Source organism: Nocardia sp. NPDC127606 (genome assembly GCF_042671725.1).
GTDB lineage: Bacteria > Actinomycetota > Actinomycetes > Mycobacteriales > Mycobacteriaceae > Nocardia.
Window position 1 is genome coordinate 2,273,732 of record NZ_JBHXWQ010000001.1, and the last position, 13,425, is coordinate 2,287,156.

Below are 13,425 nucleotides of genomic sequence, written 5' to 3' on the forward strand. Positions count from 1 at the left end.
TCCACTTGTGTGACATATATCGAAGAACTTGTGGTGCCGAGTCTGCTCACCTTTTCGACATATGTCAATACCGCGGGTAGGGTCGGTTTCATGCCCAAGGCGCTCCCCATCATCGACATGTCCACCCCGGTCTGCTGCGCCCCCGTCGCGGCCGGGCCCGTCGATGACGCCGCCGCGCTGGAGGTGGCGTTGCGACTCAAGGCGATCGCCGACCCGGCCCGGGTCAAATTGCTGTCGCTGCTGCTGACCAGCCCACTCGGCGAGGAGAACGGCGGCGACCTCGCCGCCGCGGTCGCCCTGAGCGAGTCCACGGTCTCGCATCATCTCGGCCAGTTGCGTAAGGCGGGCCTGGTGGAGTCCGAGCGGCGCGGGATGAACACGATTCACCGCGCCCGTCGCGACGCGCTGTCCGCGCTGTGCACGGTCCTGGATCCGAACTGCTGCACCTAGCTCGTCGCGCAGCGCGCCCGGGGCACGTCCGCCACCGTCAACCGTCCAGCCGGATCCGAATTCCCACCATCCGTTCGGCGCCGCCACGCAGCCCACTGCCCAACAGCCCGATCCGGGCAACCAGCCCGTACTTGCGCTTCATCAAGGCGGTGAAGTGCGTACTCGCTTCCGGCGCCAGCACCTCGGCACGGCCGGGAACCGAGGCGCCGAGAGGCTTGCCGCGCCAGTTACAGGGGGCGACGCTCACCTGACCGCCGTTGCGGATCCGCTTCACCTTTCCGGCGTCCGCCACGCTCCACACCGCCAGCGTTCGGCCGTCGCGCATCACCCAGACCGGAGTGGGGACCGCCGTGCCGTCTCGGCGGAACGTGGTGAGAAGCAGATATTTGCCGGCCGCCAGCTCGCCCAGCACCGCATCGGTGGATTCCATGGCACCATACTAACTAGTTAGTCAATTGGTGGTCGCCGGAACCGCCCAACCGAGCGCGCATGTCGCGGGTGAAAGGAATCTGCATGGGGCGATTCGTCGGGACGCTGCTCGCGGGCTTCGCGGTGGGCACCCCCGCGATCCCTGTCGGCCTCTCGCTTTCCCTCCCCGGCCCGGTCGCGCTGTTCGCGGTGCTACTCGGCGCGGCGTGCTGTGTGACCTTCGCCGTCTTCGCCATGGAACGCGCCCGGCTGCTGTGGCAGTCCTGGCGAGTCCGCCGGAATTCGGTCGTCACACAGGTTGATTCGGCGGCGCCGACCGACGGCACCGCCGATGTCGATGCGACCGGTTCGACGACGCCCGCGCAGAGCGCCCGGCTCTCCGGCGCCGCCGGTCGGCGGGCCAGGCGAGTCCTCGACCGATACGGCGTGGCCGGCTTCGGCATCGTCGGGCCTGCCCTGTTCGGCACCTGGGGCTCGGCCATGCTCGGCGCGGCGCTGGGTATCCCCCGCCGGCCGCTGATCTGCTGGCTGATGACCGGCATCACCCTGTGGTGCACGGTGCTGCTCGTCGCATCGGACGCCGCCTTCGCCGTCTTACGATGACCCCATGTCCCGAGCCGACGCCACCAAGGCCCGCATCCTTCAGGCCGCCACCGACGAGTTCGCCACCTACGGCATCGCCGGAGCCAGGGTGGACCGGATCGCCAAGACGGCGGAAGCCAACAAGAACCTCATCTACGTCTACTTCGGCAACAAGGACCAACTCTTCGACGCGGTCTTCGACGCCCACGTCACCCACGGCCTGAATTCGGTCCCCTTCACCGTCGCCGACCTCCCCGAGTACGCGGGACGGATTTTCGACTATTGCCTGCGGCACCCCGAAGTCATCCGGCTGGCCACCTGGCACCGCCTGGAGCGTGGCGACCGGGATGACCCAGCCGTCGCAGCGCCTGCGCGCGACGCCAAACTGGACGCACTTGCCGCGGCGCAGAACAAGGACGGCATCGGCGCCGAATTCTCACCCCCGACGCTACTGACGCTTGTCCTGAGCATGGCTCTCGCGTGGAACCCGAGCAACATCACCAGCCTGCCCGCCTGCTCGTCCGACGCCGAGAGCGCCGACGACCGCCGCCGCGCGCTCGTCGAGGCCGTGCGTCGCCTCCTGTGAACGAAGGCCCTGGAAGAGCCCGGCGATCGATCCCGACCTTCTCGCGATCAGCTCCTGCGTCGGTCGCCGATAACCGGGTATAGCCGGTGATCGGCCATTTCCGCAGCTGGGGAGCTCTCTCCATGCTGACGCCGCTGTTCCAGCAGGAGCGGGTAAGTGTCGATGTGACCGAACGACGACGACACAGCCGAGGAGGCGATCCACGACATGGTCGAGGTGACGCGCACGATCCAGGCCCCGGTGGCCGAGGTGTTCGCGATACTCGCCGATGGATGGTCCTATGCGAGTTGGGTCGTCGGCGCCTCCCATATCCGCGGTGTAGACGACACATGGCCGGAGGTGGGCGCTCGCATTCATCACAGTGTCGGGCCGTGGCCGTGCACCATCCAGGACACGACGGCGGTCCGCGCTGTCGATCCGCCGCACAGCATCGAACTCGACGCCAGGCTCTGGCCGATCGGCGCCGCGGTCGTCCGGGTGGAGCTACGCGCTGTCGGCCCCACATCGTGCGAGGTCGTGATGAACGAACGAGCCATTCGCGGACCGAGTCGGTTGTTGCCGCACGCGATCCAGGCGCTGGTGCTCGTGCCACGTAATCGCGAATCGTTGTCGCGGCTCGCTGATCTCGCCGAAGGCGGCTACGTGGACGCGAGAGCCGACATCGGGGACGGGTGATGCCCACGAACGCAAACCCCAGTCATCCGAAGGAGTGCACGATGCCCCAGCAACCACTGGCCGGAAGGCGCGTCGCCATCCTGGCCACCGATGGAGTCGAACAGGTCGAACTCGTCCAGCCACGCGCAGCCGTCGAGGACGCGGGCGCCACGACCGCGTTGCTCTCCTTGGAGAACGGCGCCATCCAGGCCGTGAACCACGACGTCGAGAAGGGCGACACCTTCCCGGTGGACCGACGCGTCGCCGAGGCCGCCGTCGATGACTTCGACGCACTCCTGCTCCCCGGCGGCACCACCAACCCCGACAAGCTCCGCCAGGACCCCGCGGCGGTCGCCTTCGTCAAGGAGTTCGCCGCCACCGGCAAACCGATCGGCGTCATCTGCCACGGGCCATGGATTCTCGTCGAAGCCGACGCCGTCCGCGGCCGCACCCTCACTTCCTACCCCAGCGTGCGCACCGACATCCGCAACGCGGGCGGCACCGTGCTGGACCAGGAAGTCGTCACCGACAACGGTCTTGTCTCGAGCAGAAACCCCTCCGACCTGCCCGCCTTCTGCGCCGAGATCGTCGAGGAGTTCGCCGAGGGCAGACACTGAACTGCGCCCGGGTAACCGGCACCGCGACTTCGCGGCAGTCGCCTGGTGCCGGGTATCGCTGTCGAATTGCCTCGTTTCGTTCGGCGTATCGGGGTATGCGGCCCGCATGACATCGTTTTGGTTCGCAGGTACGCCGACGCCGGCCCGGCCGCCGCTCGCCGGTGACATCGAGGTCGACACCGTGGTGATCGGTGCCGGGATCGTCGGACTGACCACCGCCTTGCTCCTGGCCGAGCAGGGCCGCGAGGTCGCCGTCCTGGAGGCACGCCAGGTCGGCGCCGTGACCACCGGAGCTTCCACCGCGAAGATCTCGCTGCTGCAGGGAACGCGCGCGCAGGCGATCGCCCGTCGGCACGGCATCGACGTTCTGTCGACCTATCTGGCCGCGAATCAGGCGGGCTTCGACTGGTTGCTCGACTTCTGTATGGACCACGAGATCGCTACTCAGCGCGTTCCAGCGGCCACCTACGCACAGAATGCCGACGAGTTCGCTGCGGTCCGCGCCGAATTCGAGGCCACCCGCGCGGTAGGACTGCCCACCCAGCTGATCGACGAGTTCGACGTCCCTTTCCCCACGCACGGCGGTGTCCGGCTCAGAGAGCAAGCGCAGGTCGATCCGGTCGCGGTCCTCACGGCGATCGCGGCCGAGCTGGAGGTCAGCGGCGGCCGGATCTTCGAAACGACTCGCGCACAGCGACTTCGCCGACGCGAGGGTGGCGTCGTGATCGGCACCGGCCAGGGCGAGGTTTCGGCGGCGAACGCCATCGTGGCGACCGGATCGCCGGTGTTCGACCGGCTCGGCATCGCGGCGCAACTCACGGCTCAGCGGTCCTACCTGGCCGCGTTCCAGGTTCCGGGCCCGATTCCGCAGGAGATGTTCATCAGCGCCGGTCAGCCGATCCGTTCGCTGCGCTGGTGTCCCGCCGAGGCCGACGATGTCCTGCTGGTGGGTGGTAGCGGCCACGATGTCGGCCGCGTCGACTCCGAGGCTGATCACGTCACAGAGTTGCTGGATTGGACGAATCGCTGGTTCCCCGGCGCGCGGCTACTCGATCGCTGGTCCGCGCAGGACTACCACCCGATCTCCGAACTGCCCTATGTCGGCACGGTGCAGCTCGGCGCCGACGAGGTGCAGTGCGCGACCGGTTTCGCCAAGTGGGGCATCACCAACGGCGTCGCCGCCGCGCTCGTCCTGGCCGGTCGACTGACCGAGCGACCGCCCGCGTGGTCGCGGGCCTACGACGGCTGGCGTTCCGGGGCGGTGAAGACGCTGTTCGCGGGTGTACAGGCCAATGCCGCAGTGGCGCGGCACATGTCGACCGGATGGCTGCATCTGGTCGCCGCCGACGCCGGAACGACGCCACTCGAAGGACAGGGCAGGGTCGAACGTCGCGGCCTCCACCCGACCGCGCTGTGCACCGTCGCTGGTGAGACCCATGCCGTGTCGGCTGTCTGCACGCACCTGCGCGGCATCCTCAACTGGAACGACGCCGAGAAGACCTGGGACTGTCCACTGCACGGCTCCCGCTTCGCACCGGACGGCGCGGTGCTGGAGGGTCCAGCGACCGCACCGCTCCCCCGCTGATTTCCAGAGCGCGACGAGCACGCGCGACCGTGTTGCCGAACTGCGGCTCGGAGCCGATCAGGTCAGATCGTCGTCCGTGATTCCGGTACGCCGACTGGATTCGTCGCCCTCGGGAGTCAGGGTCAGTGCGTCGTGCGTGTCGACGCCTGCCGACGCGGACCACTCGCCACGCAACCGCTGTATCGCGGCCTCCTCGCCGCCGCTATCGGCGAGCTCGATGTCCCGACGCCACTGAGCGATGATGTCCAGGGGATCCATGAACTTCTCCTCCTTCGACGATGTCCAACGATGTGATGACCCGCTCGCGCGACCGACGGCCGCATCGTCGTGTTACCTCGAAATCCGCGTCCCAAACAGCCGCGCGCCGAGAGCGGGTCGTGGATGAGGCGATCAGAGCCGGGCGATCACCAAGGCCACACAACCGATCAGCGGAGGTACCAACTGGATCAGGGCCGGGCGCGCCTTGTCCGGTGAGGATGCGAGCAACACCACGCCGGCAGCCACCATCGAACCGGCCCCGGCCAGCACGAGCGCGAGCCCGATTCCCTTGTCGCCGAACGCGGTGAACCCCATTCCGATCGCCGCCACCACGGCCAGGAACAGGTTGTAGAACCCCTGATTGAAGGCCATCTCCTTGGTGGCCTCCGCCTGCGCGGCGGATATTCCGAAGGTCGCTCGCGTCCGCGCCGAGGTCCACTGCAGTGACTCCATCACGAAGATGTAGCCGTGCAGCAGCACCGCCACTGCGGTGAAGATCAACCCGATCGCGGTCATCGATCCGCCTCGCCTGGGCCACCGGCTTTGCCCTTGCCCTTACCTTGGCCCTCTCCCTTTCCTTTCCCCTTGCCCTTCCCCTTACCGCCGGCGTCGCCCTCCGGCTTGCCGCCTTCGTCGCTGTCGGCGATGGCCTCGGCCGCGCGTTCGCCCGTCTGGGCGATTGCGGCGCCCTCACCGGGTTGCAGCTGTGTCGGGGCAAGTGATCGGGGCTCTGCGGCCGCTGTTCCGGCCGCCAGGAAAGCGATGGTGACACCGACCGCCACGGCGGACGCGATTCTGTGAGTCGACAACGTGTATCCCCTTCTCATCGTGGAAGTGGTACGTCGGAGATGAACCGATCCAGCCTATAGGCGGCAACACCCATCCGCGGGTCTGCGCGCAGCGAAGTCCGTCGCGATTGCGCACAACCTTTGGAGGATCTGTGAACACCGAACTCGACGAGATAGCCATCGTGAGCACCGTGAAGGCCGGACACCGTGCACTGCGTGTACAGGTCGCCGATCCTCGCCAAGACCACGCGACACAGGGTTGGCGGTGTACTTATCGCGTTGTCGGCAGCCCCGTTCGCGAAGCGCGCGGACCGGATAGGTTGGCCGCCATCTATGCCGCGTTGATCGACATTTCGCACGCCGCGGCGCTCGTCGGCTCGTCGGGGCGCCCCGACGACTCGGACCGCTCGCGAGAACCCGTGGACCCTCCCCTGCCGGTAGGCGGCCGATCCGCCGCGAAGGCCCGCGAGTTCGGTCCGCCGTTGGCGGCCAAGGCCGTGCATACCTCCGGGGGTCCCGTGGTGATCACGCTCGGACGACCCCGCCAAGACCCCGATCGTCCACACACCTTTCTCTGCCCCTTCCGGATCGACGATCGCACCGAAGCCTTCGGACAGGGGATCGATGAGGTGCGCGCGGTGATCTCGGCGGTCCGCGGTGTGGGCTCCATCCTGGGAATTCCGCTGGACTGGCCCACGCCTCACACCGTCGCGCGGGGCCGGCAACGGCGCTGACCAGCAAGGCAGTGGCCATGGGTTATCGTCGGCTACCGACGAAGAAGCCAGCTGCCCTGACCCATCCATGCTGACCTGACAATCAGGGAGGAACCGTGGACATTACCCAGCTGATCCTTGATGACCACCACGAGCAGCGGCGGCTGTTCGCGATCTTGGAACAGATCGATCGCACCGACACCGGTGCGCTGTCAGCGATCTGGGACAGGCTCGCGGCCTTTCTCGAGCTACACGCGCAGGCCGAAGAGGAGATCTTCTACCCCGCGCTGCTCGAGACGGGTATCGCGGCCAATCGCACGGGCGCGGTGGAGGACGAGACGCTCGATGCGATCCATGATCACAACGAGATCAGAGACGCGGTGGCCGGCGTCGCGCGTCATCAGGTCGGCACCGGTGACTGGTACGCCGCCGTCGCGGCAGCCAACCTGGCCAACAGCGACCACATGGCGGAGGAAGAACGCGAAGGCCTCACCGAATTCCGGCGGTTGGCCCCGGTACCGCAACGCCATCGACTGGCCGTCACTTTCGCCGCCTACGAGGCGCGCCACTACGCCGGGGTGCGGCCGGTCGACAAAGATCCCGACAGTTATGTCCGTGCCGTAGAGGAGCAGGAGTCGCTGCCGAACGGGTCGCTGGCCGTGGGCAGTCTGAAGCAGAACTGACCGAACGTCGGGGAATCAGCGGTCCTGTTTCGACCGGACGCGCTCGGGTATCGCGCGGTTGTAGATCGAACCACAGACCGCCGCCGGGGACAGGATGGCCGACCTCCTGACCGGCTGGCGGGCGGTTGCCGGGGCCAGCGCGTCCCGTTCGGACGCTGTCCCACACGACGGCCTCGGCAACCGCCAACCACTGTCTCGGCCGAGAATTCAGTGTCGGTCCGGGTCGGTCAGTTCGGCGCCGGATCGGCGATCTTCGGCGGCGCCGTGGGCTGATCGGCGACGTGCGAACCAGGGTCGAACCAACCAGGTCCCGATGAACAGCGCACCGAACGCGACGCCCGCTACCACCGCCGCGACAGCGCCCGCCACGACATCGAAGAGCAGCACCGACACTCCGACCAGCGCCACTCCGAGCAGTGTCACCCCGGTGAGCGCGAGTTGGTTCGACGCCGAGACCAGCCACGCGAGCTGATGACGGCGAAACAGCAGCCGGTGCGCGGCCACGGGCGCCACCAGCAACGCGGTCGCGCAGATCGAGGCGGTGAGAACGATCAGGTACAGCACCCGCATCGAGGTGCTCAACGAGTCGAATCGAGGCTGGAACGGCATCACCATCAAAAAGCCGGTGAGCAGTTGAACGCCGGTCTGAACGACCCGCAATTCCTGCAGTAGCGATGCCCAGTTCCGGTCCAGCCGCTGCATCTCGGTCTCGCCACGAACGCGCTGATTCCAGGAAGAGTCATCCATCACCAGGCCCTCCTGTCTCAGCGCTCCGAATACGGGCCATCGCCGAGGCAATACCCGCTTCGAGCGGCCACAACCCGGAGAAACAGAGCGGGATTTCCGCGTGGATACCGAGAACCCCCGCCGCGCGAAAACCCGGCGACGCCCGTCGAAATCCCGGCCATACTGGCCGACGTGGAAGCAGTCGAAGTCGTTGTCGCCCATCACGAGCGCGCGACGGTGCGTGTGGGCGAGGTGTTCCTGAAGATCGACACCGACCAGGCACGCACCGACGTCGAGGTCGCCGCGATGGCAGCCGCACCGATTCCGACACCGGAGATCTTGTGGCGCACCCCGCCCGTCCTCGCACTCGCCGCGCTCGCGGGTCGCGCACTCGGCCGCCTCGGTGACCGGGTACGGCGCCGACGTCGACCTCGACGTGATCCGGGCGTGGTGGTCGTTGCGCAGCCTGCGGGGAGTCCGCTGGCTGGTCGAGCACGGCTTCGACCCGAACGCGCCCGGCTGCAAGGTCGATGTGCTGAAAACCCAGGCGATGCGAGACCGATGAGGGGGTCACGCCGTCCGGCTCAGTTTTCGTCGAGGAATCTCGAGATCTGTTCGATGACGGCGAGTGGTTGCTCTTGCTGAACCCAGTGACCGGCATCGGGGACCAGCAAGGAACCGGTGAACTGAGCGCAGACGACTTCCGCCATGGTGCGCAACGCGCCGGGCGTTTGCCAGATACCCCAATCGCACTGTCCGGCAATGAATTGCGTGGGCACTTCGATCCGCGGGTCGCTCGGTGTTGCTGTGGCCGGCAGGGTGAGAGCTCGGTACCAGTTGAGTGGGCCCTGGAATTCCGTGCGACCGAATTCGCGAGCGTAGAAATTCAGTTCTTCGTCGGTCAGCCAGGCACAGTCGGCCCGCTCCTGCGGTGAAGGTAAGTGCGGCGCTACTGTTTCCGGCATACCGACGCCCGCGTCCATGACGTAGTACCGCGGCAGAAGTGCCAGATCGTGCGCGGTCGATCCCGGCAGTTCTCCAGCATCCGCGTTGCCCGGCCAGTCAGCGCTTTTCAGGTGGAAATACGCGCGCAGAAAGTCGGCGATCCCTTGCGGCGCATGGGTGATGTCCGCGGCGCTCGAGGTCCCCGCGAAATAATGCTGGTAATGCCTGCGCGGCGGTGACAGCGCGCGCAGGGCATCGTCGAGTTCGGTCGAGGACTTGGGGATTCCCGCACCCGCGAACGGCGCGCTCATCATCGTCAACGAGCTGACAACTCGTTCGCCGCCGACCGTGGCCCAGCCGGCGACAACAGAGCCGAAGTCGTGCCCGACCAGATGCGCCCGGTCATAGCCGAGTGCGCCGACGAGACTCAGCGCGTCCAAGGCCAGGTTGTCGGTTCGGAAGGACTCCAGGTCGTTCACATCGGTGCCCGTAGTTCGGCCGTAGCCGCGCTGATCAGGGGCGACCACGTGAAATCCGGCGTCGGCCAGCGGCGCCAAGACCTTGCGCCACGAGTACGCCAGTTCGGGGAAACCGTGCAGCAGCACCACCAGCGGACGGCCGGAACGGCTGTGGCCGGATTCGAGGATGTGCACGCGCAACCCGTTCACGTCGTCGATGAAACGGGACCTGACCCCGTCCGGTAGCCCCGGAAAGTCGACATCCTGGCCCATGGTGCCCTCCTCCGGCTGCGAATGTGGTTGCGCCGCATTCATACATGGACGCGGAGAATCCGGCCAGCCGGTCGTATACCCCTCGAGCGCCGGCAGGGTGTAGCTCGCCACACCATCGACTCGGTGGACAGCTCGATCGTATTTCCGCGCCGCGACGACAACCATGGAGTCATGACCGAGACCCCAGCCGAGCCGACTCTCGTGGTCGACATCGCCGGCGAACCCACCGTTGCGATCGATGCCACGCACGAGAAACCCCGGCGCCGGACCGGCCCGCTGGGCGCGATCCTGCGTGCGCCGTTCGAGGCCAGGACGTGGAAGGAGCTCGCCTATCTGGTCCTGTCGTTCGTCGTGGGCTGTGTGGCCGTGTGCTACCTGTTCTTCGGGTTCGGCGGCGGGCTGTACGCGTCGATCGTGCTCATCGGCATTCCGCTGCTGGCGGCGGTGTTGCTCGGCGGGCGGGTCTGGGGCCGGATCTATCGGTTCCTCGGGCGCGGGCTGCTCGGCGCCCAGGTCGAATCGCCACCGGATTTCACCAGGTCGAGCGGCTTCTTCGGTTTCCTGAAGAGCGCGTTCACCGATCGGCCGAGCTGGCGGGCGGTGCTGTTCCTGCTCGCACAGTCGGTGCTGGGTGTCGCGGTGGGCTACGTCGCGCTCGTGGTGATCGCGATGGTCGGGTTCACGGCGATCTCCCCCATTCCGTGGGCGCTGATCGATCCGGTGCAGGTGGACGACAGCGGCGTGGAGCACCACAGTCTCGCGCAGTTCGGCACGTTCTACATCGACACCTGGCCGCGGGCGCTCGCCCTGTCCGGGATCGGCATCCTGCTGTGCTTCGCGCTGCCGTGGCTGGTCCGGGCAATCTGCTGGGTGCATCGGATGCTGATCGTCCACCTGTTGGCGGCGACACCGCGCGACCGGCAACTGGCAGAACTGCGGGCCAGCAGACGGGCCGCGGTGGACGACGCGACCGCCACGCTGAGCCGGGTCGAGCGCGACCTGCACGACGGCACGCAGGCGCGGCTGGTCACCATCGCCATGGCCCTGGGCAGGGCCGAAGAACGCCTGGCCGCGGGCGGCGACGCCCGCGACCTCATCGCCGAGGCGCGCGCCAACTCCAAGGAGGCGCTCACCGAACTGCGGGAACTGGTGCGCGGCATCCATCCACCCGCGCTCGAGCTCGGCCTCGGCCCGGCCCTCGAGACGCTCACCGCCCGCTGCGCGGTGCCGGTCGAGCTGCGTGTGCAGATCCTCCAGCGGCCGAGCCCGGCCATCGAGGCGATCGCCTACTTCTCCGTCGCCGAGCTGCTGACCAACGTGGTCAAACACGCGCACGCGAACCGGGTGACGGTGTCGGTGCTGCCCGACAGTCTGCGATCCATCGCGGTCACCGTGCGGGACAACGGAATCGGTGGTGCGCCCCGCCCCGGCACACAGACCGTGACCGGCAGTGGGCTGGCCGGGCTCGCCGCCCGGGCTCTCGCTGTCGACGGCACGCTCACCGTCGACAGTCCCGCCGGTGGGCCTACCGTGGTGACCATGATCCTGCCGAACGAGGGCCCGCAGTGACCGCGGCCGGTGCGCACGGACCCCTGCGGGTGGTGATCGCCGAGGACAGCGCGATCCTGCGCGACGGGCTGGCCGGGCTGCTCACCGAACGCGGACACGAAGTGGTGGCGATGGTGGGCGACGCGACGTCGCTGAGCGAGGTTGTCGACGCCCACCGGCCCGACGTCGCGGTGGTGGATGTGCGGATGCCGCCCAGCTTCACCGACGAGGGCCTGCTGGCGGCCATCGAACTGCGCAGGAAGTATCCGGGTACCGGCGTACTCGTGTTCTCGCAGTGGATCGAAACCCGGTACGCGACAGAACTTCTCGCGGCCGGGGCCAGCGGCGTCGGCTACCTGCTCAAGGATCGGGTCGCCGATGTGGGTGACTTCGTCGACGCGCTGCACCGGGTCGCCACCGGCGGCACCGCACTCGATCCCGAGGTGGTGAGTCAGCTGATGGGTGCGTCCCGGCAACAGGATTCGCTCGCCCGGCTCACCCCGCGCGAGCGGGAGGTGCTCGAACTGATGGCGCAGGGACTCACCAACAACGCCATCGCCACCGCGCTCACCGTCACCGAGCGGGCCGTCGAGAAGCACATCGGCAACATCTTCACCAAACTCGATCTGCCACCGTCGGATACCCGCCATCGCAGGGTGCTGGCGGTGCTGCGGCTCAAGGGATGAACCGCAGACGACGTACCGTCAGACGGCGGGGCCGCTGTTCGGCGCCGTTGCGGCGACACCGCGCACGATGCCCTTGGCGATCGAGCCGGTGATCCGCTCGGTCACCGCGCTCGTCGAGCGCAGCAGCAGTTGCAGGGCGGGCTTGCCCTCCACGGCGAAGGTCCACGTCAGCCGGGTTCCCGTGGCGGTCGGCGTCAGCTCGATGTCCTCGGCGAAGCGGCGCAGGCCGGGGATCGAGGCGAAGTCGACGGTAAAGGTCATGCGCCGCTGGTCGTCCCAGCGGTAGAAGCGTTCGGTCAGTGCGGCGATGCGCCCGAGGGTGACGACGCGGCAGGTGCCGACGCCGAATGGCCGCGGCGTGGTCCACCGCATGGCGGTGACCAGCCCGGACCACGACACCAGGGCGTCGTCGGCGATCAGGGCCGCCCACACCGCCGACGGCGGCGCGGGAATGTCGATGACGTGGACGTAGCGGTTCGCCGCGCTCGCGAGGAACGCGTCGTCGGATTCGGTCAATGCGAAAGCCTGAGCCATGACTGTCCTTGTTCTTCCTGTTGTCGATCGACTGTCGATAATCCGTTCCAGCACAGGGCGGCCGCGGTGTCGACCGCGTCGCTTTTCGAAATCGGCCGCCCGGCCTCGAGCCAGTGACCGGCCGTGAGGCGGCTGATACCGACCAGCGCCCAGGCGTGCATCTCGGCTCTGGCCTCGTCCACACCGCCCGCGCGCAGTTCCACGCTCACCAGGGCGGCGCAGTCGCGCATCGCGGTGCGCACCCGCCATTCGACCGACGGTTCGCTGGGCACCGGCGATTCGAACACCAGCACATACCCGCCGACGTCGTGTTCGACGAAGTCGAAGTAGGACATCACCGCGCGACGCACCCGGCGCCGCGGGTCGGTGTCGCGGGCGACGGCGGCCCGGACGCCGTCGACCATCCGGTCCAGATTGTGCTGCAGCACAGCGAGATACAGCTCGAGTTTGCCCGCGAAGTGGTCGTAGAGCACCGGTTTGCTGATCCCGGACCGCGCGCTGATCTCGTCCATCCGGGCGCCGTGGTAGCCGTGCGCGACGAATACGTCTTGCGCGGCGACCAACACCGCCTGTCTGCGGCGGGCCCGCGCGGCGGGCCCCCGCAGACCGAGCGGCGAAGTGTCGGTTCGCACCTAGCTATCTGCCTCGATCACCGGTCGGGCTCCGCGGAACGGTCCCGGATGTCGGTGACGATGGCGGAGAAGTCCCGCCCGGCGTCGGTCTGGTTGAACCGCGCGTAGATCGCGGCGGCGAGTTCGCCGAGCTGACCGTCGATCCCGTTGGCCTGCAACGCGTTCGCGGCCAGGGTGAGATCTTTCGACATCAGCGCGGTGGCGAAGCCGGGCTGGTAGTCGTTGTTGGCCGGGCTGGTGGGGACCGGGCCGGGCACCGGGCAGTAGCTGGTCAGTGC

The 13,425-nt window shown here is 67.9% G+C and carries 20 protein-coding genes; 11 read left to right on the forward strand and 9 right to left on the reverse strand.

What is annotated here, in order from left to right; translation table 11 throughout:
• Positions 1 to 90 precede the first annotated feature (90 nt).
• Positions 91 to 450 (forward strand): Rv2640c family ArsR-like transcriptional regulator, encoded by a 360-nt coding sequence (locus ACFVJ5_RS10660; RefSeq protein WP_379219712.1) that lies wholly within the window; start codon positions 91 to 93, stop codon positions 448 to 450.
• Between the two features lie 37 nt (positions 451 to 487).
• Here the strand turns inward: ACFVJ5_RS10660 and ACFVJ5_RS10665 are convergent, their stop codons facing one another.
• Positions 488 to 880 carry a PPOX class F420-dependent oxidoreductase gene (locus tag ACFVJ5_RS10665; RefSeq protein WP_379219713.1) on the reverse strand — a complete coding sequence of 131 codons (393 nt, stop codon included), beginning with the start codon at positions 878 to 880 and terminating at the stop codon, positions 488 to 490.
• A gap of 83 nt (positions 881 to 963) precedes the next feature.
• Here ACFVJ5_RS10665 and ACFVJ5_RS10670 point away from each other — a divergent pair, with 83 nt between their 5' ends.
• The 5 genes from ACFVJ5_RS10670 to ACFVJ5_RS10690 all read left to right on the forward strand — a co-directional run bounded on the left by ACFVJ5_RS10670 (position 964) and on the right by ACFVJ5_RS10690 (position 4,903).
• Positions 964 to 1,482, forward strand: a complete 519-nt coding sequence (locus tag ACFVJ5_RS10670; RefSeq protein WP_379219714.1) for a hypothetical protein — start codon at positions 964 to 966, stop codon at positions 1,480 to 1,482.
• Positions 1,483 to 1,486: 4 nt separating this feature from the next.
• Positions 1,487 to 2,047, forward strand: a complete 561-nt coding sequence (locus tag ACFVJ5_RS10675; RefSeq protein ID WP_379219715.1) for a TetR family transcriptional regulator — start codon at positions 1,487 to 1,489, stop codon at positions 2,045 to 2,047.
• Between the two features lie 207 nt (positions 2,048 to 2,254).
• Positions 2,255 to 2,722, forward strand: coding sequence for an SRPBCC family protein (locus tag ACFVJ5_RS10680; RefSeq protein WP_379219716.1), 468 nt, complete (start codon positions 2,255 to 2,257; stop codon positions 2,720 to 2,722).
• 41 nt (positions 2,723 to 2,763) lie between these two features.
• Positions 2,764 to 3,318, forward strand: coding sequence for a type 1 glutamine amidotransferase domain-containing protein (locus ACFVJ5_RS10685; protein WP_379219717.1), 555 nt, complete (start codon positions 2,764 to 2,766; stop codon positions 3,316 to 3,318).
• Positions 3,319 to 3,424: 106 nt separating this feature from the next.
• A complete protein-coding gene (locus ACFVJ5_RS10690; protein ID WP_379219718.1) occupies positions 3,425 to 4,903 on the forward strand; it encodes an FAD-dependent oxidoreductase in 1,479 nt (492 codons plus the stop codon).
• A 57-nt stretch (positions 4,904 to 4,960) separates the two neighbouring features.
• Here the strand turns inward: ACFVJ5_RS10690 and ACFVJ5_RS10695 are convergent, their stop codons facing one another.
• The 3 genes from ACFVJ5_RS10695 to ACFVJ5_RS10705 form a co-directional block, all read right to left on the reverse strand.
• The gene (locus ACFVJ5_RS10695; RefSeq protein ID WP_379219719.1) at positions 4,961 to 5,161 is read right to left on the reverse strand and encodes a hypothetical protein; all 201 of its coding nucleotides are present in this window, start codon (positions 5,159 to 5,161) and stop codon (positions 4,961 to 4,963) included.
• A 132-nt stretch (positions 5,162 to 5,293) separates the two neighbouring features.
• Positions 5,294 to 5,677, reverse strand: coding sequence for a DUF1304 domain-containing protein (locus ACFVJ5_RS10700; RefSeq protein WP_379219720.1), 384 nt, complete (start codon positions 5,675 to 5,677; stop codon positions 5,294 to 5,296).
• On the reverse strand, positions 5,674 to 5,970 hold the full coding sequence (locus ACFVJ5_RS10705; RefSeq protein WP_379219721.1) for a hypothetical protein: 297 nt from the start codon (positions 5,968 to 5,970) through the stop codon (positions 5,674 to 5,676). The genes ACFVJ5_RS10700 and ACFVJ5_RS10705 overlap by 4 nt, the downstream gene beginning before the upstream one ends.
• A gap of 131 nt (positions 5,971 to 6,101) precedes the next feature.
• Between ACFVJ5_RS10705 and ACFVJ5_RS10710 the strand changes: the two genes are divergently transcribed.
• Positions 6,102 to 6,683, forward strand: a complete 582-nt coding sequence (locus tag ACFVJ5_RS10710; protein WP_379219722.1) for a hypothetical protein — start codon at positions 6,102 to 6,104, stop codon at positions 6,681 to 6,683.
• 95 nt (positions 6,684 to 6,778) lie between these two features.
• Complete coding sequence (locus ACFVJ5_RS10715; RefSeq protein WP_379219723.1) at positions 6,779 to 7,345, forward strand: hemerythrin domain-containing protein; 567 nt, start codon at positions 6,779 to 6,781, stop codon at positions 7,343 to 7,345.
• Between the two features lie 207 nt (positions 7,346 to 7,552).
• On the opposite strand, the gene ACFVJ5_RS10720 is transcribed toward ACFVJ5_RS10715, so the two are convergent.
• Positions 7,553 to 8,092: a DUF6328 family protein gene (locus tag ACFVJ5_RS10720; RefSeq protein WP_379219724.1), complete on the reverse strand. Its 540-nt coding sequence runs from the start codon at positions 8,090 to 8,092 to the stop codon at positions 7,553 to 7,555.
• A 382-nt stretch (positions 8,093 to 8,474) separates the two neighbouring features.
• On the opposite strand from ACFVJ5_RS10720, the gene ACFVJ5_RS10725 reads away from it, so the two are divergent.
• Positions 8,475 to 8,636, forward strand: coding sequence for a hypothetical protein (locus tag ACFVJ5_RS10725; RefSeq protein ID WP_379219725.1), 162 nt, complete (start codon positions 8,475 to 8,477; stop codon positions 8,634 to 8,636).
• A gap of 19 nt (positions 8,637 to 8,655) precedes the next feature.
• Here the strand turns inward: ACFVJ5_RS10725 and ACFVJ5_RS10730 are convergent, their stop codons facing one another.
• On the reverse strand, positions 8,656 to 9,747 hold the full coding sequence (locus tag ACFVJ5_RS10730; RefSeq protein WP_379219726.1) for an alpha/beta fold hydrolase: 1,092 nt from the start codon (positions 9,745 to 9,747) through the stop codon (positions 8,656 to 8,658).
• 171 nt (positions 9,748 to 9,918) lie between these two features.
• Between ACFVJ5_RS10730 and ACFVJ5_RS10735 the strand changes: the two genes are divergently transcribed.
• Positions 9,919 to 11,316 (forward strand): sensor histidine kinase, encoded by a 1,398-nt coding sequence (locus ACFVJ5_RS10735; RefSeq protein ID WP_379219727.1) that lies wholly within the window; start codon positions 9,919 to 9,921, stop codon positions 11,314 to 11,316.
• A gap of 23 nt (positions 11,317 to 11,339) precedes the next feature.
• A complete protein-coding gene (locus tag ACFVJ5_RS10740; protein WP_379219814.1) occupies positions 11,340 to 11,981 on the forward strand; it encodes a LuxR C-terminal-related transcriptional regulator in 642 nt (213 codons plus the stop codon).
• Between the two features lie 18 nt (positions 11,982 to 11,999).
• Here the strand turns inward: ACFVJ5_RS10740 and ACFVJ5_RS10745 are convergent, their stop codons facing one another.
• The 3 genes from ACFVJ5_RS10745 to ACFVJ5_RS10755 form a co-directional block, all read right to left on the reverse strand.
• Positions 12,000 to 12,515 (reverse strand): SRPBCC family protein, encoded by a 516-nt coding sequence (locus ACFVJ5_RS10745; RefSeq protein WP_379219728.1) that lies wholly within the window; start codon positions 12,513 to 12,515, stop codon positions 12,000 to 12,002.
• Entirely contained in the window at positions 12,494 to 13,147 is a 654-nt protein-coding gene (locus ACFVJ5_RS10750) for a TetR/AcrR family transcriptional regulator (protein WP_379219729.1), read from the reverse strand. The genes ACFVJ5_RS10745 and ACFVJ5_RS10750 overlap by 22 nt, the downstream gene beginning before the upstream one ends.
• 17 nt (positions 13,148 to 13,164) lie before the next feature.
• Positions 13,165 to 13,425: NAD-binding protein (locus ACFVJ5_RS10755; RefSeq protein WP_379219730.1), on the reverse strand; the 261-nt coding region annotated here is incomplete at its 5' end.